This window comes from Actinosynnema sp. NPDC059797, assembly GCF_042732085.1.
Classification (GTDB): Bacteria; Actinomycetota; Actinomycetes; order Mycobacteriales; family Pseudonocardiaceae; genus Actinosynnema.
Genome location: NZ_JBHWIE010000106.1, coordinates 3,553 through 23,353, shown reverse-complemented (window position 1 = coordinate 23,353; position 19,801 = coordinate 3,553). Strand labels below are relative to the sequence as shown.

At 65.9% G+C, this 19,801-nt stretch carries 14 protein-coding genes and 2 pseudogenes; 6 read left to right on the top strand and 10 right to left on the bottom strand.

The features are described 5' to 3' along the window. Positions 1–69 precede the first annotated feature (69 nt). The 4 genes from ACFV4N_RS22825 (at position 70) to ACFV4N_RS22810 (ending at position 6,415) form a co-directional block, all read left to right on the top strand. Positions 70–807, top strand: coding sequence for a CHAT domain-containing protein (locus ACFV4N_RS22825; protein ID WP_499674594.1), 738 nt, complete (start codon positions 70–72; stop codon positions 805–807). 14 nt (positions 808–821) lie between these two features. Further along, on the top strand, positions 822–2,033 hold the full coding sequence (locus ACFV4N_RS22820; RefSeq protein ID WP_499674593.1) for a hypothetical protein: 1,212 nt from the start codon (positions 822–824) through the stop codon (positions 2,031–2,033). 41 nt (positions 2,034–2,074) lie between these two features. Continuing rightward, on the top strand, positions 2,075–5,329 hold the full coding sequence (locus tag ACFV4N_RS22815) for a CHAT domain-containing protein (RefSeq protein ID WP_499674592.1): 3,255 nt from the start codon (positions 2,075–2,077) through the stop codon (positions 5,327–5,329). 393 nt (positions 5,330–5,722) lie between these two features. After that, positions 5,723–6,415 carry a hypothetical protein gene (locus tag ACFV4N_RS22810; RefSeq protein ID WP_499674591.1) on the top strand — a complete coding sequence of 231 codons (693 nt, stop codon included), beginning with the start codon at positions 5,723–5,725 and terminating at the stop codon, positions 6,413–6,415. A gap of 41 nt (positions 6,416–6,456) precedes the next feature. Here the strand turns inward: ACFV4N_RS22810 and ACFV4N_RS22805 are convergent, their stop codons facing one another. Both ACFV4N_RS22805 and ACFV4N_RS22800 read right to left on the bottom strand, forming a co-directional pair. Then, complete coding sequence (locus tag ACFV4N_RS22805; RefSeq protein WP_499674590.1) at positions 6,457–7,356, bottom strand: IS630 family transposase; 900 nt, start codon at positions 7,354–7,356, stop codon at positions 6,457–6,459. 10 nt (positions 7,357–7,366) lie between these two features. Further along, positions 7,367–7,498 (bottom strand): hypothetical protein, encoded by a 132-nt coding sequence (locus ACFV4N_RS22800; RefSeq protein ID WP_499674589.1) that lies wholly within the window; start codon positions 7,496–7,498, stop codon positions 7,367–7,369. Positions 7,499–8,447: 949 nt separating this feature from the next. Between ACFV4N_RS22800 and ACFV4N_RS22795 the strand changes: the two genes are divergently transcribed. Further along, positions 8,448–9,740, top strand: coding sequence for an IS256 family transposase (locus ACFV4N_RS22795; protein WP_499674596.1), 1,293 nt, complete (start codon positions 8,448–8,450; stop codon positions 9,738–9,740). 81 nt (positions 9,741–9,821) lie between these two features. On the opposite strand, the gene ACFV4N_RS22790 is transcribed toward ACFV4N_RS22795, so the two are convergent. The 6 genes and pseudogenes from ACFV4N_RS22790 to ACFV4N_RS22765 form a co-directional block, all read right to left on the bottom strand. Then, positions 9,822–10,271: a hypothetical protein gene (locus tag ACFV4N_RS22790; protein ID WP_499674588.1), complete on the bottom strand. Its 450-nt coding sequence runs from the start codon at positions 10,269–10,271 to the stop codon at positions 9,822–9,824. Between the two features lie 93 nt (positions 10,272–10,364). After that, positions 10,365–11,036, bottom strand: coding sequence for a hypothetical protein (locus ACFV4N_RS22785; RefSeq protein WP_499674587.1), 672 nt, complete (start codon positions 11,034–11,036; stop codon positions 10,365–10,367). A gap of 58 nt (positions 11,037–11,094) precedes the next feature. Beyond that, the gene (locus ACFV4N_RS22780; RefSeq protein ID WP_499674586.1) at positions 11,095–11,418 is read right to left on the bottom strand and encodes an OST-HTH/LOTUS domain-containing protein; all 324 of its coding nucleotides are present in this window, start codon (positions 11,416–11,418) and stop codon (positions 11,095–11,097) included. Continuing rightward, entirely contained in the window at positions 11,390–15,694 is a 4,305-nt protein-coding gene (locus ACFV4N_RS22775; RefSeq protein ID WP_499674585.1) for a hypothetical protein, read from the bottom strand. Before ACFV4N_RS22775 ends, ACFV4N_RS22780 begins: the two co-directional genes overlap by 29 nt. 132 nt (positions 15,695–15,826) lie before the next feature. After that, positions 15,827–16,033 (bottom strand): annotated as a pseudogene (locus tag ACFV4N_RS22770) (IS3 family transposase); the annotation flags it as partial. A gap of 16 nt (positions 16,034–16,049) precedes the next feature. Continuing rightward, the gene (locus tag ACFV4N_RS22765) at positions 16,050–16,292 is read right to left on the bottom strand and encodes a hypothetical protein (protein WP_499674584.1); all 243 of its coding nucleotides are present in this window, start codon (positions 16,290–16,292) and stop codon (positions 16,050–16,052) included. A 38-nt stretch (positions 16,293–16,330) separates the two neighbouring features. On the opposite strand from ACFV4N_RS22765, the gene ACFV4N_RS22760 reads away from it, so the two are divergent. Next, a complete protein-coding gene (locus tag ACFV4N_RS22760; protein WP_499674583.1) occupies positions 16,331–16,882 on the top strand; it encodes a hypothetical protein in 552 nt (183 codons plus the stop codon). 720 nt (positions 16,883–17,602) lie between these two features. Here ACFV4N_RS22760 and ACFV4N_RS22755 read toward each other — a convergent pair. Together ACFV4N_RS22755 and ACFV4N_RS22750 are read right to left on the bottom strand one after the other, a co-directional pair. Then, positions 17,603–18,035, bottom strand: a pseudogene (locus ACFV4N_RS22755) (trehalase-like domain-containing protein); the annotation flags it as partial. 219 nt (positions 18,036–18,254) lie between these two features. Continuing rightward, on the bottom strand, positions 18,255–19,801 hold a 1,547-nt coding region (locus ACFV4N_RS22750; RefSeq protein WP_499674582.1), incomplete at its 5' end, for a hypothetical protein.

Here is a 19,801-nt window from a genome sequence, read left to right as displayed (position 1 = left end):
CACCCCGGGGGTCGGGGCGGTGTGTGGGGGGCGCCTGGCCCCGGGTGGGGGTGGGGCCGGGGGGGTGTGATGAACTCCTTGCCGCTGCACGCCGCCGGGCACCACCTCGACGGGAGCGGGCGGTCCGTCCTGGACCGGGTGGTGTCCTCCTATACCTACTCGGTCCGGGGCCTTGCCTACGCCCGTCGCGGCGGCTCGGGGCGAACCCGGTCGGCGCTCGTCGTGGCGATGCCCGACACCCCCGGAGCCTCGCCCCTCAGCTCCGCGATGGACGAGGTGTCCGACGTGGTGGCGCTGCTTCGCGACACCGAGGTGCTCGTCTCCTCGGGAGCCACCAGGACCGCGGTCCTGAAGTCCCTGCCGCACCACTCGATCGCCCACTTCGCCTGCCACGCCGTGGGTGACCCGGTCAACGCGGGCCTCGGCCGGTTGCTGTTGCACGACCACGACTCGTCCGCCCTCACCGTCGAGGCGCTGTCCCGCCTGGACCTGGGACACGTCGAGTTGGCGTTCCTCTCTGCTTGCCACACCTCCGAGACCGCCGAGTGGCTGGCCGACGAGGCCGTGCACATCACCGCGGCCTTCCACCTCGCCGGGTGCCGGAACGTCGTGGGCACCATCACCCCGGTCAACTCGACGGCGGCCCGGATCACCGCGGCGGTGTACGACCATCTCACCTCCGGTGGCAGCACAGAATCTCGGCTTTCGGACATCGCGCTCGCGCTGCACCACGCCGTGCGCCTCGTCCGGGAGACCTTCCCGGCGGCACCCACGACGTGGGCCGCGTCCGTCCATGTCGGCACCTGATCCCCGGAGCACCCGTGCAACCCTTGGCCGAAGTCGCCCTCCTGCTTACCGAGGAGCTGCGCTCGTTTCACGTCACCGATATCCGCCTGGGCGGCATCACGTTCCAGGGCATGCGGGTCCACCCCCTCGCTGGCGCACCGACCGGGTACGACGCGTACCTGGTCAAGGTGAACCACCAGCTCGTACTCGACCCCGAGGCGCCGACGCCGACCTGGACCGAGGTCGGGCTCCGCTTCACGACCCCGGACGCCGTGGTGAGCGATGCGCTGCCGAGAGCGGTCTCGGTCGAGACTCCGCCCGTCCGCTACGCCGTCACCGAGGACCTGGATTTCATCCGCTACGAGCCCGACCTGGCCGGCAGGGTGTTGCACGACCACGTGCCGCTGCCCTCGCTGACGCCCGTGGTCGACTGCCTCGACGTGGGCGGGCCCGGTGTCCGCTGGCGGCGCACCGGCAGGGTTCGGCCGGGTTCCGACGTGGGGTGGCTGACCATCGTGGTCCCGTCGGGGTGCCGGGAACTGGCCGGCGAGGCGGTCGCGGACTACGCGCTGGAGCTCGCCGACACGTGGAGCCTGCACCCGCGTGGCCGCGGCGACCACTTCACCATCCGGCTGCCGCGCGCCGCGGTTTCCGACACCGCGGTCCCGGCCACCACCGCGATCACGGTGCGGCTCGGCTTCACGGTCGATGTCGTCGGCTACGGCAAGCGGTCCGTCCGCGAGCGCCAGCAGGTCCAGGCCCGCCTGCGGAAAATCTTCGACGACGTGACAGCGGACGCGGATGTCACGCTCGGCGGCGACTACTTCCAGGGCACCGGTGACGGCGTCGTCGCGTTCTTCCCGCCTGACGCCGACCTGCCCACGGCCCTTGACCTCCTGCTGACGGCACTGCCACGAGCGCTGGCCGCCGACAACCAAACCCACGAAGACCAGGTGCGGCTGCGCATGGCGATGGACATCGGCACCGTGGGCCTCGGGCCGCTCGGCTTCACCGCCGACGCGGTCATCAACTTCTGCCGGCTCGTGGACAGCCGGCCGATCCGCGACGCCGTCGCCCGTGACCGGGACGCGCCGGTCGCAGTGCTCGTCTCCGACACGGTCCACCACATGCTCGTCAGCCGCTTCGAAGAGTTCGCGGAGATCGACTTCGAACGGGTCGACGTGGTCGTGAAGAACTACCAGGCGCAAGCCCACCTGCTCGTGCCCCGCCCGGCCCTGTCGTCGTAACACCCGTCCCGACGAACCTGATCGCAGAAAGGCGCCTCCCGTTGGGGTTCGAAGAAATCCTCGTGCGCTTGCAAGACGTGCTCAAGCACCACCAGGAAGACCCGCGACGTCGAGCCGAGCTTATCGGTGAGAACGTGCTGGCCGATGCCCGGGCGCTCCAGCAGGCCGCGGAGCCCGTCGACCCGCACCACCTCACGGCCGCGGAGTCCGAACGCCTGGACCAAGTGCACCACCACCTGGGCTGGCTCCACCTCTACCGCTGGGCGGTGCTGAGATCGCTCGCTGCGTCCGAACCGGGTGCAAAGGCGTCGACGGCCACCGTGGACAATTACCACGAGCTCGCCAGGGCGATCTCCTTCTTCCTCCCGCACGCCATGTCGGCGGACTTCGTGCCGATCCCGTTACAACCCTTCCTCGGCCCCTTAAGCCAGCCGTACGAGCAGATCATGTTGGCCTGCAAGTTCCTGTCCCAGGAGTCCGAAACCACCAGTGACCCGGTCGTGCTGGACGTCGGCATCGCCCTCATGACCGCCGCCCTCACGGTGTTGCCGAACGCCGACCAGATGTTTCTGATCTCCCTGTCCACGCTCAGCGAGGCTTACGAAACCCGGTTCACGCGCAACGGCGAAATGGCCGACCTCCAGCGGGCCATCGACCTCCGCGAGACGATCACCGCGCGCGTTCGTCCGGGCGAGCCGTCCTACGCGATGAACCTGAGCAAGCACAGGCACTTGTACGTAAGGAAGTTCGAGGTCACCCTCTCGGTGGACGACCTCCTGCGAGCGATCAGGGTAGGCGAACTGAGCGTGAGGGCGACCCCCGCGGACGACCCGATGTTCGGCGAGCGGAGCAACGCCCTGGGAGACCTCCGCCGGGAGGCGTTCATCCGCACCGGCGCGCTGGACCACGTTAACCGGGCCATCGAACTGGGTGAGCAGTCGGTGGCCAACGGCCGACCGGCCCACCCGGACCTGGCGATCCGCCTGTCGAACCTCTCCCTCGCCTACCTCGAGCGCCACCAGGCCACGGGTGTGGCGGAGGACCTGGAAATGGCCGTGCGGCTCGGCGAGGAAGCCGCCTCCATCATGCCCGAGGATCGTTACGACCTCGCCGGCACGCTCGCGAACAACGCGATGTGTTACATCACGCGTTATGAGAACGACGGTGACGTCGCGAGTCTGGACCGTGCGATCCAACTCGGTGAGCGCGCGGTCGCGATGGCGCCACAAGACGACCCCGGCCTCAAGAAGTACCTGTCCAACCTGGCCATCTCCCGCCGCAAGCGCTTCGAGCGCGGCCTCGACCGGACCGACCTGGACCGGTCGATCGAGGTCGGTGAGCAGGCCGTCGCAGCCGCCACCGGGCACCCGCCGACCTTCGGCACCACTGCGCCGGCCTTGGCGTCGGCCTACGGCGCGCGATATGCGATCTCCTCCGACCCGAACGATCTCGACCGTGCCGTCCACCTCGGTGAAACTGCCGTGGCTGCCCTTCCGAAGGACCACCCGCGACATGTCCTGAACCGAGCGAACCTGGGCCGTTACCACTTCCTCCGATTCGTCGCCTCCTGGGACGTGGACGACCTGATCAGAACGGTGGAGTTCGGCAAAGCGGCATTGGAGGACACGCCGGACGGTGACACTAGCCTGCCGAGGACGCTTGCCGGAGTGGCCATCGGGCACCACGCCCTGATTACCTTGGATCCATCCGCGGCGAGACCGGGCTTCGCGCGCAAGCTCGCCGACAAGCTCGCCACCGCGACGACCGCGCCTGCCCTCGACCGGCTCAACGCCGGTCAGCACATCGGCATACTCGCCACCGCCGCAGGTGACACGCGGACGGCGGTCGAGGTGTTCGACTCGACCGCGTCGCTGTTGCCGATCGTGGCGTCACCCAGGGTCGAGCGATCCGATCGCGAGCACGTACTCGCACAACGCATCTCGCTGATCGGGCAGACGATAGCCGCGCACCTGTCCGCAGACGACCCGGTCGGCGCGGTCGAGGTGGCCGAGTTGGGTCGGGGCGTCATGTTCGCCGCCGAACTCGACTCGCGGTCCGAGCTCACCGAGCTGGCCGAGGTCGACGAAGACCTGGCCGCACGGTTCGAGGGGGTCCGCCGTCGCCTCGGCTCGTTCGTAGCGGACGACCACCATGCCGACGGCGCCCGGCGGCGGTCGTGGCAGGAGTACGACCGGTTGCTCACCCGGATTCGCGAGCTACCCGGCCTGTCCCGCTTCCTGCTGCCACCCGCATACGCGGATCTCCAGCGGGCGGTGCGGGGTGGCGTCGCCGTGCTGGTGAACGCCACCGACGAACGTGGCGACGCGATCATCATCCAACCCGAAGGCCTTCCGATCACGGTGCCCCTACCCGGCCTGCGGGCTGAAACGGCACATGAACACCTGATCGAATTCCGGAAAGCGGTGCACGAGCGCTTCTCACTGAAGGCGATCCTCAACCGGAAGCAGGTGTTCACCGACGTCCTGGTTTGGCTCTGGGACACCGTCGTCGAGCCGGTGGTGCAGGCGATGCCGGGACCCGACCGGGAAGAACCGACCAGGGTCTGGTGGCTGCCCACGAGCGCGGTCGCGACGCTGCCGCTCCACGCGGCCGGACACCCTGGGCAGGACGGCGCGTTGGATCACCTGGTCTCGTCGTACGTGCCAACGTTGCGTGCCCTCGCCTACGCGCGCAACCGCCCCGGCGCACGGGAACGCCGGCAGTTGACGGTCGCGCTTGAACGCACTCCCGGGTTCGGTGACTTGCCGGGCACCGTGGTCGAGTCCGCAGCACTGCACCCGGCTCAGTCGGACCTGCCCCTGTTGGACAACGCCCAAGCCACTGCGGACAAGGTGCTCGCCCAACTGCAGACGAGCACGTGGTGCCACTTCGCCTGCCACGCGGTGGACGACGCCGAGAGCCCGTCACGCAGCGCCCTGATGCTGCACGACAGGCCCCTTCAAGTTAGCGAGATCAGCCGCCTCAGGTTGGAGTCCGCCGAACTGGCCTACCTGTCGGCCTGCTCGACCGCCCACACCGGCCTGCGCCTGGCCGAGGAGTCCGTCCACCTCGCTTCGGCCTTTCACCTGGCGGGGTTCAAGCACGTGGTCGCCAGTTTGTGGCCCCTCAACGACGCTGTCGCCGCCGATGCGGCCAGGTACTTCTACCGGGGTCTGCTGCCGACCGCCGACACGAGTACAGCGGCACACGTCTTGCGCGCGGTCGTCCAGCGCTTGCGCGTCGAACACTCGGACCGTCCCGACCTGTGGGCGTCGCTGATCCACAGCGGACCATGAAGCTCATGGTTGTCGAAGCTGGTCGGACCCTGCAGGGGTGTCAAAAGTCGGCATCCTTGGCCTGACCTGCGAGTTGGCCGCCGCAGTGCTGGGGGTATTGATCAAACTGTGTCGGTAGAGGAAAGGTCGTGGTCGCAGCACTCTCGGTACCGGTGACAACTCTGGCCACTTGATTTGCGCACCTGTGTTCGACGGTCGTAGCGGCCGACATTAGAGGGGGTGAGAATTCGGCCTGCGGACGGAAGTGTGTACGATTAAATGTTCGGAAGCTAAACCGTAGTATCCGGCTGATCTGCAGTGAGGTATAGGATGCCGATGGTTCGACTTGCCCGGAAGTTACTTCTGGGACTGGGCGTCGTTCTGCTGGTGCACGCCTGGCGGGCGATGTCGAGGATGTTCGCACAGACCGGCCAACCAGGAGCGGCCATGAGCAATGGATATTCGAATTCTGATAAGGTGACCCTGCTTGCCGCGGTCTATCAGGCTGAACGTGCCGACAATGCAACGATCTTCACCAATGCACTGGCTGTGCTGGGATTCGCTCTGGCCTATGTAGCAGCGGTGCTTGGATTCGTGAGCACAGCAACTACTTTGCATGGTGTTCTGTTGGCTTTCGCGCCTGTGCCGGCCTGTGCGCTGATTGCCTACCATCAGGCGATGGTCGGGTTAAATGGAGCACGTGCGGCGGCCGCTCAACGCATCGAAAGGGTCATCGTTGGAATCGTCGACGACGATGAGCTGAAGGTTCGGGCGGCGACGAAACAGAGTAGATTACAGCGGGTGGTCGCTCCCAAGCCCGCAATGGCTGGCGAACCGAAGTTCGGTGTGGGTGTTGGCGAACAGTTCCTCGATCCAGGGCATGCATCTAGGGCTCGCACGCTCGCGGCTGGGCTGCCCTACATCTTCATCCTGCTGGGCACCATAGCGTTCACTGTCTTCATGCTGTATAAGGCGTTGCAGCACAATGGGGGTCTGCCTGCGATCTATGGGGGTGGGGTAAGTGCCAGCGTTCTGATCATTATTGCATGGTGGAATCTTTTTCTTAACGGGAAACGCCTTGAGGTCCGGCGGCTAGAATCGGCCTAGTGCTATTTAAACCTCCTATTGAGTCGAAACTGTTCGGTTGCCTACATGATGGCGTAGCGGACGTGTGGGGCCCGGAAGTAGCCGTGGACGATGTGCGGCTGGCGTTGGCGGCGGCGCAGGAAGCGTCGGGTCTCGTGGGCGAGGCGGTCGAGGTTGTGGGCGCGGGAGGCGTTGACGTTGCGTTTCAGGTCGGCGTTGAGCAGTTCGTCCGGGTTGAGCTCGGGGCTGTAGCCGGGCATCAGGCGCAGCTCGACCCGGTCGACGTTGGTCTCCATCCAGGCGCGAACTGCCTTGCCGCGGTGGACCGGGTGCCGGTCGGCGATGACGTGGACCTTCCTGACCGCCTGGCGGGCCACGCGGTCGAGGAACGCGGTGAACACGGTCGCGGTGAACCGCTCGGTGAACACGGTGAACCACAACGCACCACGCGAGGCGACTGCGGACATCACGTTGACCCGCAGCCATTTCCTGATCACCCGCACGATCGGCGTGCGGCCCTTCGGCGCCCAGGACCGGCCGGGCGGCGCGACATCCGAACGCAGCCCGCACTGGTCGACCCAGGCGACCGCCGCACCCTCCGCCTTCGCGCGCGTCTCGATCGCCGGATACTCCTCGTCCAGCCACGCGCGCACCACGGCGGGCTGCTGCTCGTAGGCGCGGCGGGCCGGACGCTGCGGGGTGAAGCCGTGGCGGCGCAGCCACAACCCCACACCCTGCTCGGTCATGTCCACGCCCACGACCAGGCCGATCAGCTCGACCACCGCCTGGCGGGTCCACAGCGGGCCGCCGATCAGCAGTTCCTCGGGCGTGTAGTCGGCCATCGCTGTGAACAGGGTGCCCCTGTCCTCCGGGGTGATCAGTTCGGCAGGGCCGGGCCGCCCTTTGCGGGTCGCCAGGCCGTCACGACCGTCCCGCCGGTAGGCACGCCACCAGGTGCCCACCGAGCGCTCGTCAGACCCCGAACACCTCAGCCGCCTGCCGATAACCCTCGACCTTCCCGGACTCCAACGCCGCCACCACCCGCAACCGCAGCACCTCACGCTCCGCAGGCGACAACCGATGCGCACCCTCAACCTCGATCACGAGCGACCAACCTACCGGAAGGCGATCACTTTCGACTCAATATGTCCTTTACTTGGATGAGGTTTTCGGCAGGCACACGGCTCGCCGCAGGCGTCCGCCGCGCCCTCAGCCGCCGCGCCGCAAGCCCGTCCCGAGGCCGCAGCTCCGGCACCTGACCGGTACACCTCAGCTCATCAAGGCATCGCAGCTTGTCCCACTGTGGGACGTATTGGTGTCGATGCAGCCCCGGTTGTCCACCCTCGGGCGGACAACCGGGGCTGCACTGTGCAGGTGTACCTCCGACCGTTTTACCTGGTCAACAGATCGACGATCGCTCCCGCCAGGGTGACGACCTGTACCAGCAGGCTTAGGACGACAGCGCCCTTCGCGGAATTCCACTTCCGCTGAGAGCGTCGCCGCACCACTCGCGTGCGGCGTCTATCCCCGCCTGCCTTCCTCCAAACCACTTAGCCTCCTCGAACTCACCCGTTGCTACGGGCAGGTCGGGACCTTCCCGACCCATGCATGAGGTCGGGACGGATGCAGGTCGGGGCTCCTTTGAGGAACAGGTAGTTGCCCGCTCAGGACGATCGAATCAGTGGTGACCGTTGGTTCCGACTGCTGTCCACCTACCTCTTGAAGATGACTCTGTGTACATCTCTGGTTCGAGTCGGAACCTAATCTCTTGGCCGTGTCGGACAGTTCACCCGAACGAGTGGCGTGTTCACAGGATTTGACAAAAAAGGTCAACTGCGATAACGCCGGGTAATGTAGATACTTACAGCCGCTGGAAGGTGCGACGATGGGGAGACGCGGCCCCGCGGGAAAGCCGACAAAACTACGCGTTTTGCATGGTGACCGCGCCGATCGGATCAATGATAGTGAATTGGCTCCGTCTATGCAGGAGATCGTCTGCCTGGACTGGGACTGTAAACGAGCGGTGTAACTCCCGATCATGGAAGTGCACCTGATGACCGAGATGATGTCCGGCGTGGAGCACGCTGAGGATGCCAAGCCCGAGACCGTTCTGGACGGCCTGGACCAGCAGTTGGTCGACCAGTTGGTCAGTCGGGCCCGCGCCGGTGGGCTGAAGCTGACCGGTGAGGGCGGGGTGCTCCAGCAGCTGACCAAGCGGCTGTTGGAGTCCGCCCTGGAGGGTGAGATCACCGACCACCTGGGCTACGACAAGCACGATCCCGCTGGTCGTGGAACCGGGAACTCGCGCAACGGCACACGCTCGAAGACCGTGCTCACCGACGTGGGCCCGGTGGAGATCGACGTGCCCCGCGACCGTGACTCCAGCTTCGAGCCGCGGATCGTGGCCAAGCGGCAGAAGCGCCTGACCGGCGTGGACGAGATGGTGATCTCGCTGTCGGCGAAGGGTCTGACCACCGGCGAGATCAGCGCGCACCTGGCCGAGGTCTACGGCGCGGAGGTCTCCCGCCAGACCATTTCCACGATCACCGACAAGGTGGTCGAGGGCATGGTCGAGTGGCAGAACCGGCCACTCGACCCGGTCTATCCGGTGATCTTCGTCGACGCCGTGCACGTCAAGATCCGCGACGGGCAGGTCGCCAACCGGCCGATCTACATGGCCCTGGCCGTGACCTGCGAGGGGCATCGCGACATCCTCGGGCTCTGGGCCGGCGACGGCGGCGAGGGCGCCAAATACTGGCTGCACGTGCTCACCGAGCTGCGCAACCGCGGCGTGGCGGACGTGCTCATGGTCGTCTGCGACGGGCTGACCGGCCTGCCCGACGCCATCGGCACCGTCTGGCCCCGCGCGGTGACCCAGACCTGCATCGTGCACCTGCTGCGCAACAGCTTCCGCTACGCCGCCCGCCAGCACTGGGACGCCGTGGCCAAGGCCCTCAAACCCGTCTACACCGCCCCGACCGAGGCCGCGGCCAAGGAACGGTTCACCGAGTTCGCCGAGGCCTGGGGCACCCGCTACCCGGCCATCGTGCGACTCTGGGACAACGCCTGGGCCGAGTTCGTTCCCTTCCTCGCCTTCGACACCGAGATCCGCCGGGTGATCTGCTCGACCAACGCCATCGAGTCCGTCAACGCCCGTATCCGCCGCGCCGTGAAGGCACGAGGCCACTTCCCCAACGACCAGGCCGCGCTCAAATGCGTCTACCTGGCGATCATGAGCCTCGACCCGACCGGCACCGGCCGCAAACGCTGGACCGTGCGCTGGAAGGCCGCCCTCAACGCCTTCGAAATCGCCTTCGACGGCCGCCTGGCCGCCGGACGCAAGTGACCCACCTCAACCCGAGTTACACCGCTCGTTGACAGACCCTAGTCGATTCCGGGGCGGGAGGTGGGGACTGGGCTTCGTGGTTCATGATCGGTGTAGTGGTACGGGCTTGCCGTCCCAGAGCGCGTCGGTGATCGAGTCGTATTCCTGTGGTGTTTCGGTGTCGATGTCGGCGGTTCGCAGGGCATCGACGGCTCGGGTGACAAGATTTTCGGGTTCCTGGTCGATTTCTCGGGGATCGTAGGCGAGGGTGAGCTGGACGGTCCGTGAGCCGCAGCCGATCTTGCCGGTGATCTCGACACCGAAAGGGCCTTCGAGTTTGGCGGTGCGCAGGGCGTTGCGGGCGTCGGTGTGCAGGTTTTTGGCGGCGAGGTAGGACAGCACGATCGGCCTGCTCATGGCGGTGGAGGCCATGTGGGCGATCTCGTCGGCGCTCACGTCTCGCGCGTGGTCGAAGTCGATGGCGCGGAACAGCGCCCGGCGGGCGTTAATGAACTCTTTTACGGCTTGGGGAGTCGCGATCTGCGGGTCCACACGTCGATCATACGGTCAAAAATTTGACTGGTTTGGTCGGGCTGAAGGGCGTGGCCAATAGAGCCGCAGGTCGAGCTCGGAGGAGCGGTGTTGTCAGGACAGCGGTTCGACGGTGGCGTCTTCGTGTGGTTGTTCGGCCGTAGGGTCTTGTCCGATGTCGTAGACGCGGGAGTGTCGGTCGGTGAGGGTGGTGATGTCCTCGCTGGTGATGTTGATCGAGGGTTTGCGGTCTTTGAGGTGCAGGATGAGCTGGCGTAGTGGGTAGACCAGTTCTCGGATGAAGGAGTCGAAGTAGCGGCCGGAGTCGTGGGTGATGGCGTCGCGTCGGCGGGTGAACTCGTCGTGGGGGACGCGGCGGACGACCTGGATGGCGATGTCGAGGTCGCCGAGAGGGTTCTGGGTGGGGTCGAGGTAGCTGCCGAAGGCGGTGACGTGGGTGACGCTGTAGGGCTTGGCGTGGTCGGCGTTGTATGCGCGAACGCGCTGGAGCAGGCCGTCGAGGTGTCGCCGTGCGGTGTCGCGGGTGATGGGTTTGGCGAAGCTGGCGCCGGCGAGGGCATTGCCTTTGACCGTGGTGAACCAGCGGGGACCGTCGTCGTCCTGTTCGGTGATCTCGAGGTAGTCGGCCTCGGCGAGCCGGCGTAGCAGTTCATGTGCTTCTGCAGGCTGCATGTGCAGGGCGGAGGCGGCGCGTTCGGTCGGGCCGGGGGAGCCACGGAAGACGCGCACGAGTTCCCTGGCCTGGGTGGCGGGGGTGCTCTCCACTTGTTGGTCTTTCGACAAGTGCATCGTTCATCCGATTCCGGGGGTGTCGGCTGTGTGTTCAGCGGTCGGGTTCCTGCCCCGTCTGGTCTGCGCTGTGGACGGGGTCCGCCTCGGAGGGGGTTCGTCGGCGGATGTAGACAACCGCGGGTTTGTCCTCGGCGGGGTAGCGGCGGTCGACGTCGAAGCGGCCGGTGGCCTCGACGAGGTTGGCGAGTTTGGCGTGGCGGTAGGTGCGGGGGTCGAAGTCGGGGTGTTGGGTGGTGATGATGTGGCCGACGCGGGCCAGGGGTGCCCAGCTGTCGGCGTCGGAGACGGCGTCGACGGCTTGGCCGAGCAGCGTGTGCAGGGCGGTGTCATGTCGTGGTGACGGCGGAGGCGGCACCGGATTGGCGTGCTCCGAGGTGTCGGACGACTCTGTCATCGAAGGTTAGGTCATCCCAAGCCCACGAGATAGCTGCGGATGCGTCCGGTTCTCGTCCGAAGCGAAACCGTGTCCGGTGGTCGCGGAATTGGAGGAACGCGTCAAACAATCCGGAGGCAGGATACCGGTCAACCAGCATGGCGGCGTGGTCCGCAGCGTTGACAAGGCCGAGCGCTGTCACCAGCAATCCGAGGGAAGTCGTGTCCAGTCGGTGGAGGGTGACGTGCGCGGCGGCACGCTCGACCAGCTTAGCGGTCTGTTCGAGCGCGCCGATATGGTGCAGCGTTTCCAGTACTTCAGTCACCAGTCTCGGTTCGCGCAACGGTACCTGGCTGGCTGGGTCGCGAGCCAGCAGTACAGCCAATTGTTCTTCCGCTCCGGCCTCATGGAGTTGCTTCATCAGGTCGGTTACGACGTACCAGTTGTCCAAGGCAATGGTTGCCACTACTCGATCAGCCAGTGTGCTGAATTGCTCGTTGGCTCCAAGGGAGCGCAATGTCTTCATCAGCGACAGCAGCGAGTATCGCCTGTCGAAACCAGAGTCGGTCCTAGGGCTTTTCTGCAGCGTGTGAAGTACTCGCCTGGCCGCGCGAGCACCCACCACAGCAACTTGGTCCTTCGCTCCGATCGACTGCAGTGTCGCCAGCAGCTCTTCCACAGCGGGCAGATCGTCGACTGCGACCAACGGCCCGGCACGAACGGCAAGCGCTGCGACCTGGTCCGCAGCGCCTACAGCGTGCAGTACCTCAAGTCTCCGCTTCATGGAGTGAGGGCTGCCGATCACCTCGGCGGCGAGGCGATCGGCAAGCGCCATCGCCTGTTCTGTGGCACCGACCTCGTGCAGATCCCTTAGCAGCCACAACGCCGATTCGGGGTCTAGCATGGCGGCATCGATGTCGATGCGCCCGGCGAGTACGGTCGTCAACCTCGGACCGTCGGGCACCGTGTAGAGCCTGTGCAGCAGGGACCGCAGCGCACGCGTGTCGTTGATGGAGGCGCTGTGCGCGACGCGGCGGGCGAGCACGATCAAGTGATCGGTCTCTCCGATCATCTGCAGTAGGCGCAGCAGTGCCTCAACGGCCCTTGTGTCGTCGAGGGTGACGTCGACGGTGGCTCCGGCCAGGTTTTCGATCTCCTCGAACGCCTCGACGGTGTGCAATGCCTGCAAGATCTGCCATAGGATCTCAGGATCGCGTCGATTGATCTTGCGTGCCGCTCGGCGTGCGAGCGCGGTGGCGTGCTCGCTGGCTCCGACACTGCACAGGGCCTCCAGAAGTCCGTCCAAAGAACAGAGGTTGTCGACGGCGACGTTAATGACGGCGTGACGAGCTAACCGCGATACCCATTCGGTCAAGCCGCGAGGACTAAATAGCTCGATCGTCCATCTCACGTCGTCGGGATCGGTGAGATCTATTCCAGCGAGTATGCGGTCGGCCAACACTGTGATCTGTTCGACAGTAGCGACTTGGTCCAGAATGGTCAGCAGTAGTTGCACTTGTCCGGTGCCGACCGGCTGCCATGGGTCGCTGAGATCAGCCTCAGCCACAATACGGTCGACCAGCACGGTGATGTGATCAATGGCGTGGACTTCGTGGAGCACGTGCAGCAAGGAGCGTGTGGCGGGCACATCATCAAGGTCGGCCTCGAAAATGGCTCGTTTCGCTATGACACAGACTTGATCTACCGCACCGATGGCGTGGAAGGCCCTCATCATCGACCATAGCATGACCGGATTGTCGGGAACGGCATCGGCGAGCTTGTCCACGGCGCGGTCACGTAACACTGCGACTTGTTCAACGGCGCCAGCAGCATGCAAACACTCGACTAAGCGCTCGACAGCCCTCCAGTCATAGAGCGCTACCTGGCTGGCCTGCTCAATCAGCGTCGCGGCCTGATCAGTCGCGCCAGCGGAGGTCAACACTGGTAGCCATACCGAGATGAGGCTTGGGTCGCCCAGGTCGATGTGTTCGAGGACTCGATCGGCCAGCAGGGCAATCTCGGTGTGCGGCACCATCTGCAGTAACGCGTTCACGCCGTAGGGATTGTCCAGGGACACGTGAGCTGCGGCCCACTGAGCGGGGCGCGGATCGTCGGGCCACAGTTCCCGCCAGTACTTGATAAGGATATGGGCGACTCGAGAGTCGATCTCGGTGGTGGCGTTGACATGCAATTGGGTGGCGTCGCGGAATAGTCCTCGAGACCAGGCCGATTCAGCCAAGACCCTCAAGTCTGCTGGGTGGGCATTGGCTGCGGCCGCGACCCAGAATCCGACTGGAGGGATAAGGTGAGTACGACTGTGACGGCCGTGCTGGTCAAGATAGTCAGCCAGTCGATATGCTTGCCCGTCGTCTGCGCTGTGCGCGTGCTGGGCGGGGACGCGGTGATTGAGGTCCGGACGAACACGGGTCACTGGTCCAAGAACTCCTCTGCACGGTGCAGAGGCGTCGGTCAGTGCTCGGTCCAACCAGCCGTCGTCGAGTTGGTCGCGCTCAGTGGCGGACAGGTATGCGGGTGCCGCTTCTCGTAGCAGCGCTAAAGGCAGTGCGTTGCGGTGACCGAGCCGGCGGGCGTCCATCGCCGCGGAGATGACTGCTTTGGTGGCAGGCGTGGCGATGCGATATCGCTGTAGCAGTTCCGGCGCACCGGCCAGATACTGGGTTATTCGTCCACTCTCCGCGTGCTTGACCGCCCACGCCAGTCGAGGATCCGCTTCCGCGGCTTCGGCCAAGGCCTTGGAATCACAGTCTGTGAAGGATTCTGCCACCTCGATGACAGTGCCCTCCAACACCGCCCGTACCTGCGACGCTGAATCTCGTGGCAGGGCGGAATGATGTTCGGGCCACAAGGTGCCCAACACCAACACCGGCGCCAGGGTTTGGTCGGCGAGCAGCTTTCGCAGCTTGGCCGCGACTCTTTCGGCTGTGTCCACGTTGACGCCGAGGTATTCCTGGGTTTCGTTGAGCCACACCACTGTGCGCGGCCCCACCTGATCTAACCCGTCCAGCAGTGCCTCAGCACGAGTCGGGGCGAAGGGATGCCACAGGCGCCATCCTCCTGCGGCAAGTATTGGGTGCAATGCTTCCCAACACGCACGGGTCTTACCGGTCGACGAGCCTGCCACCAATACGGCCATCGAACTGTCGCCCTCGATGGCACGAGCAACCACACGGGCCAACTGCTCGTCATGGGCACGACGTACGTACCGGGTCAGGGAATCTTGTTGTGGCGACTGATCCAGAGTGATCGCGCGGTGCACTTCCAAGGTCAAGGGGTCGGTCACCTGCGTGATCGGCACCCCAACCCTGCTCTCTTGCGGCAGCGGCGCGATCGACGTCCGTATTGCTGCGTCGATGTCGGCCAGTGTCACGGTGCGCGCCGCGAGGTTTTCTTCGGTGCGGATCCGTTCAGGGGTGCGCCCACGGTTCATGATGGACGTGAGGACGACGGGGAGGCTGCCGGAGGGGATCGGCTTGCGGTGCCGCGAGGCTTTGGTGAACAGGTCCCGGACGGCAGACCAGACCTTATCCGGGCCTGTGTCGCGGTGCCCGAGCCAGTCGAGGACGGGGGTGACGAATTCGCTCGGGGCGAGCTTGTCGACGACATCGCGGGAGTACCTCCCATGGTCGATGTCCAGGACGGACAAGAATGTGCGAACCTCGGCCTTCTGCTTCTTTTCAACCTCAGGAGGCGCTGCGTGGTCGGTTTCGGGGTCTTGCCAGTGCGCGGGAAGGTCTCGCCAGTGTCTGCGCAGCGCTTTCACGAACTGGAGAATGGTGTCATCTGTGGTGGCGGGCGGGTCTGTGCCGTCGGGGTCACGCAGCGCGGCGATGGTCCTGTGCAGTCGTTGTGGTTCACCGGCGGCCAGTGACGCGTTGGTGACCAGCCGGGCGTGCACTTTTTCTTCAAGGGCGACCCACCGGCCGAAGAGGTGGGCCAAGCCGCCGTCGTCGACGAGTTGGTTGACAGTCTTCCACGGCCCGACCTCGGGGTCGCGGTGCTTGGCCGAGACCAGCTCGGCGTCCTGACCGCTTATCACGACCCAGTCCTCGTGGTACTCGCAGAGAACGGACCGTTCCAGGTCGGCTGGCAGCATGCCCTCGGGCGTGAGGCTGTCCCGGTATATGGCCAGGCCGTCGGCCGCGGCCATGCACGCCTGCCAGTGGTACCGGTCGGATGTGTCAGAACCTGAGTCATCAGGAGGGGCGACCTCGGTCACGGCCTCGACGGCTGAGTCCATCCGCTTCGCTCACCTCGCTTAGGCTGGCCTGGCTGTGTCAGACGGTGCACGACTGCCTGGTGCTGTCCTGTGCGGTCCAGCGTAGGCAACTGGGATTGACCTGTTTTGGCGGACAGGGTCGGTGAGGTGTGGTCAGGCTACCCGGTCCACCGGGTGGTATCGGGTGGTTTCGTAGGCGGCGGGGCTGAGGTAGCCGAGGCTGGAGTGCAGGCGACGGGTGTTGTACCAGCCCTCGATGTATTCGAAGATCGCTTTGTGCGCCATGGTTCTGGTGGGCCAGGGCTGTCGGTCGAGCAGTTCGGTCTTGATGGTGGCGAAGAACGACTCGGCGACGGCGTTGCCGCTCCTATAGTTGTCAAGCGACCTGTGTGGTGCTGGTGGCGAGGGTACGCAGAGGTCGTAGCAGTGCCCAGATTTCCCTGGCCAGTAGGCGTTTGAGGCAGCCGATGATCTCAGGCTTGGTCTTGCCTTCGGTGGTTCGTCGGGCGACGTAGGCGATGGTGGGTTGGTGGAAGCGCATGCGGACGATGACGGCGCGGTAGAGGGCTGCGTTGGCCTGGCGGTGTCCGCCGCGGTTGAGTCGGTGTCGGTTGGTCATGCCGGGGGAGGCCGGGATCGGGGTGACACCGCACAGCCGTGCCCAGGCGGGCTCGAGCGGACGCGGTCGATGTTGTCGCCGGCGACGATGAGCATCTCGGAGGCGGTGTTGGCGCCGATGCCGAAGGCGTCGACCAGCTGCGGCACCAGCCGTTCGGTGAGCTCGCCCAGCAGCGCCTCGTGGGTCTTGATCTCCTCGTCGAGGTGCTGCCACCGGCGGGCGATGGCGCGCAGGGTGTGCTTGGTCGCGGCGGTGACGCTGTCGACCGTGCCGGGACGCAGGCCGGCGCAGCGTGGATCAGCGCCGTCTTCGTCAAGGGTTGCAGTTGCTCGCGCAGCTCGGGATCCGCGGTGACGAGTACGGCTTTGAGGGTGATCATGGCGGAGGTGCGGGCTTTGACCGCGACGTCCTTGGCGACCTTGATCTGGCGCAGCATCTCGACCGTGCCGTCGTTGGTCTTGGGCACGGAGGTGGCGGTGTTGTTGAGTACGGCGCGGGCGGCGTTCTCGGCGTCGATGGTGTCGCTCCTGCCGCTGTACCTGCCGAAAATGTCGTCCGTGCTGGTCAGGCGGCGTGGTGGTACTCATTGAGGACGCCGCCAGCGTGCCGTCGTCGGCGGAGGCGCTGTCGGACCGGTCGGACAGCTGGTGTGGGAATAGTCGGTTCATCGCTGCGGCGTTGCGGTCGGATGGCTCCTCGCCAATCCGACCGTGCGGTAGGCCGCAGTCTGGTGGGGTAGCCGCGCAGAACGCGGCCCGGTGTCCAAGTGGGGTGGTTCGGGCGGCCATCTCGTCACGCTGGCGCCCGTTAGGTGCGGGAAGCGGTCATCAAGTCCACAGGAGAGCGCGGCAGGTGGGTTGCGCAGCGTGTACGCCGGTGCTGCGGGGCGGGACGGTGTGGTCACGCTATCTGCGAGCGGCGCGACGGGCATGGCCATATCGCCGAAGTGCTCAATCCCTGTGGATTCTGGTCACTTGACGAACGTACATGTGTTCGACGGCTGTGGCGGTCTACATAAGCCTGCGGTGAGAGGAAGATGGGAGGCGATTGGGAGGATTCAAGGAGAATGAACCGGAGTGAACCATGATGAAGTTCATTCAACTGCACCGTCGCTACCTGCCGATTTAGTTTTTTCGCAGGTCAGGCCATGATTTGCGCAATTCTGGGGGTTGAGTCTGCAACATATCGGTTGGTCAAGTGGTCGCTTCTTCGGGCTCGGCTGGAGGCGACTCGTGGTGTGCTGTATGACTATATCGCTCTGCTTGGATGTTGCCGTTCGAGGTGCTTCTCTTGCAGGCAGTCGAGGGGCGCAGCGCGGCGTCGCGTAGCCAGCAGTACCGGTAGTCCCAGTTGCGGATGCCGCCCAGCTCTTCGGGCAGCGAGGTGGTGGCGGCGGCCATGATCGCGCCGGTGTCGTGGTGGACCAGGCCCTTGAGGGTCAGGGCGGAGCGCAGCACGAGTTCCGGTTCGATGGTGGGCAGCTTGAGCGTGGCGGCCCAGTCCGACCAGTGCGCGCCCGCCCGCGCGCGCCGCTCGGGCTCGCCCAGGGTGGACTCGGACAGGTCGTCGGTGCCGTAGCACGGCACCCGGCGGGATCGGCGCGCCCTCGCGCGGCCGGACGACCGCGGTGGCGGTCTCCTGCTGGCCGTCGGAGGTGATCTGCCAGTCCACGCCGGGCGAGCGCAGCACCACCGGCTCCGACGTGCCCACTACGTGCAGACCCTTGCGCTCACGCAGTAACCGCGTTACTTCTCTCGTGGTCAGCCAGAATGCTGGCATGGCAGATGACCTGCGACGATGGCTTTTTGGGCGGCACAGAATGACAGCCGTGTCATGAGCGCTTCGAGGTCTTGGGCTTTGCGCGCCTTCTTCCTGTGTGAATGGAGTTCTCGGCAGGTGCGGGGTCCGCGAGTTGCTGGCATCTTTACTCACCGTCGAGGGGTACGAATTCGACGCCGAGCGCTATGGCGGTCCATGGGCGTCGTCCGACGGTAGGGCGTCGAGGTTGTACTCGAGGGAGTGTTCGACGGTTCGAACGCCGGAAAAGGTTACCGAGCTGGACGGGTTCACCGACAGCTGGCGCACGGGGTCAGGGATGATGCGGACCTTCGGTCGGGCGTCACGGCCTTCGATGTTGGAGACCACGACGAGGAAGAAATCCGGAGTGCTTAGGGCCCGGCGGACTTGTGAGTCCTGGAGCGTGATGGTGTCCGGCTCGTCGCCGAGGTGCACCTTGAGCTCGTAGAACTGGTCCAGGCCGTCTACCGCGTCGGCACCGACCCCGCGTTGCGCCCGCAGGTCGGCGATGTCGTCGGCGTCACCGTTCAGCACGAGCCGCACGATTTCCAGGCCCACACTCTCCTTGCGCACGGCGGTGAAACCCGGCGGAGATGTGCGGTCGGTGGGAGGACCGGCGGTGCGGTTCGGCGGCGGCAGCGTCGGGTTGCTCGGTCGGGGCGGTCGGGCGGGAGAGCAGGGTCGGCCCTGGATCTGCGCGACGGTGAGCCTGGACGGGTCGACCAGTTCCCGCGGCGTGGAGGTCGACGTGCCACCAGTTGGCTTGGAGTGCTGCTTGCGCGGTGGGATTGCGGCACGGGTGGATTTCGGCTGGGTCTGGCGGTTGGAGATGTGCTTGCCCAGGGCCGCTGTGCGGTCGGCGATCCGTTGGGCGTTGAGGGCGCGTTCCTCGGCGGCCTGCTGTTCGGCGAGGCGTAGTCGTAGTCCGGTCCGGCCTTCTTCCGCCGCTATGCAGGCGGCGAGCCACGCCTGCGCCAACTGCCGGTGGTCGGCGGTGGTGAACAGGCCCGCGATCGCCCGGCCCGCGCCGTCTACACGCCGCAGGTGCTCGGAGGTGCGCAGGTACAGCCGACCGCCGTCGAGGTCGGCCTTGGCGGTCACCTCGACCTCGACCGGCCGGTGGTTGTCGATGCCCTCGACGCGCACCCGCAGGTCGGGGTCCACGTGCACCTCGATGGCGTGGAATCGGCTCCAGCCGGAGGCGAGTGCCCGTGCGGCTGTCGGGTCGTTGAGGGCGAGGTCGTCCTGGAAGAGTGCGGAGGTCGCCGCGAACAGTTCGGTGGCGTCCGGGTCGTGCTGTGCCGAGTCCGGCGTGGCGACGGTGACGGAGCCGGTGTCGATGCGGGTGATGCGGAGGGCGGTCAGGAGGCCTTCGAACTGGGTGATCTCGCCTCCGGGCTGCCAGACGGGGACCTTTTCGCGCAGGCCGTCGGCGAGGGCGGGGTCGTCGGTGGTGTAGACAGGGCGCTGCCGCGTCCAACCCCGGCTGGTGAACAGTGGGAGCTTGGATAGGCGGCGCTTGACCTCGGGTGGCAGGACGGTCGCGGACGACACGTGCCGGGCCAGCAACCTCAGCGTCTCCAACGCCACCAGGACATCGTCGTCCTTCGGGGGCCTGCGGGTCCGGGCCAACTGGCCGATGACGTCCAGACAGTCCTCCAGGGTGGGCCGCTTGATGTGCAGTTCGGCCCACAATCGTTCGGTGTTGTCCA

What these genes read in the sequence shown, in the direction of transcription:
- ACFV4N_RS22825 (WP_499674594.1), top strand. Translation starts at nt 70, where the DNA reads ATGAACTCCTTGCCGCTGCACGCCGCCGGGCACCACCTCGACGGGAGC.
- ACFV4N_RS22810 (WP_499674591.1), top strand. Translation starts at nt 5,723, where the DNA reads ATGTTCGCACAGACCGGCCAACCAGGAGCGGCCATGAGCAATGGATAT.
- ACFV4N_RS22795 (WP_499674596.1), top strand. Translation starts at nt 8,448, where the DNA reads ATGACCGAGATGATGTCCGGCGTGGAGCACGCTGAGGATGCCAAGCCC.
- ACFV4N_RS22775 (WP_499674585.1), bottom strand. Translation starts at nt 15,694, where the DNA reads ATGGACTCAGCCGTCGAGGCCGTGACCGAGGTCGCCCCTCCTGATGAC.
- ACFV4N_RS22765 (WP_499674584.1), bottom strand. Translation starts at nt 16,292, where the DNA reads ATGACCAACCGACACCGACTCAACCGCGGCGGACACCGCCAGGCCAAC.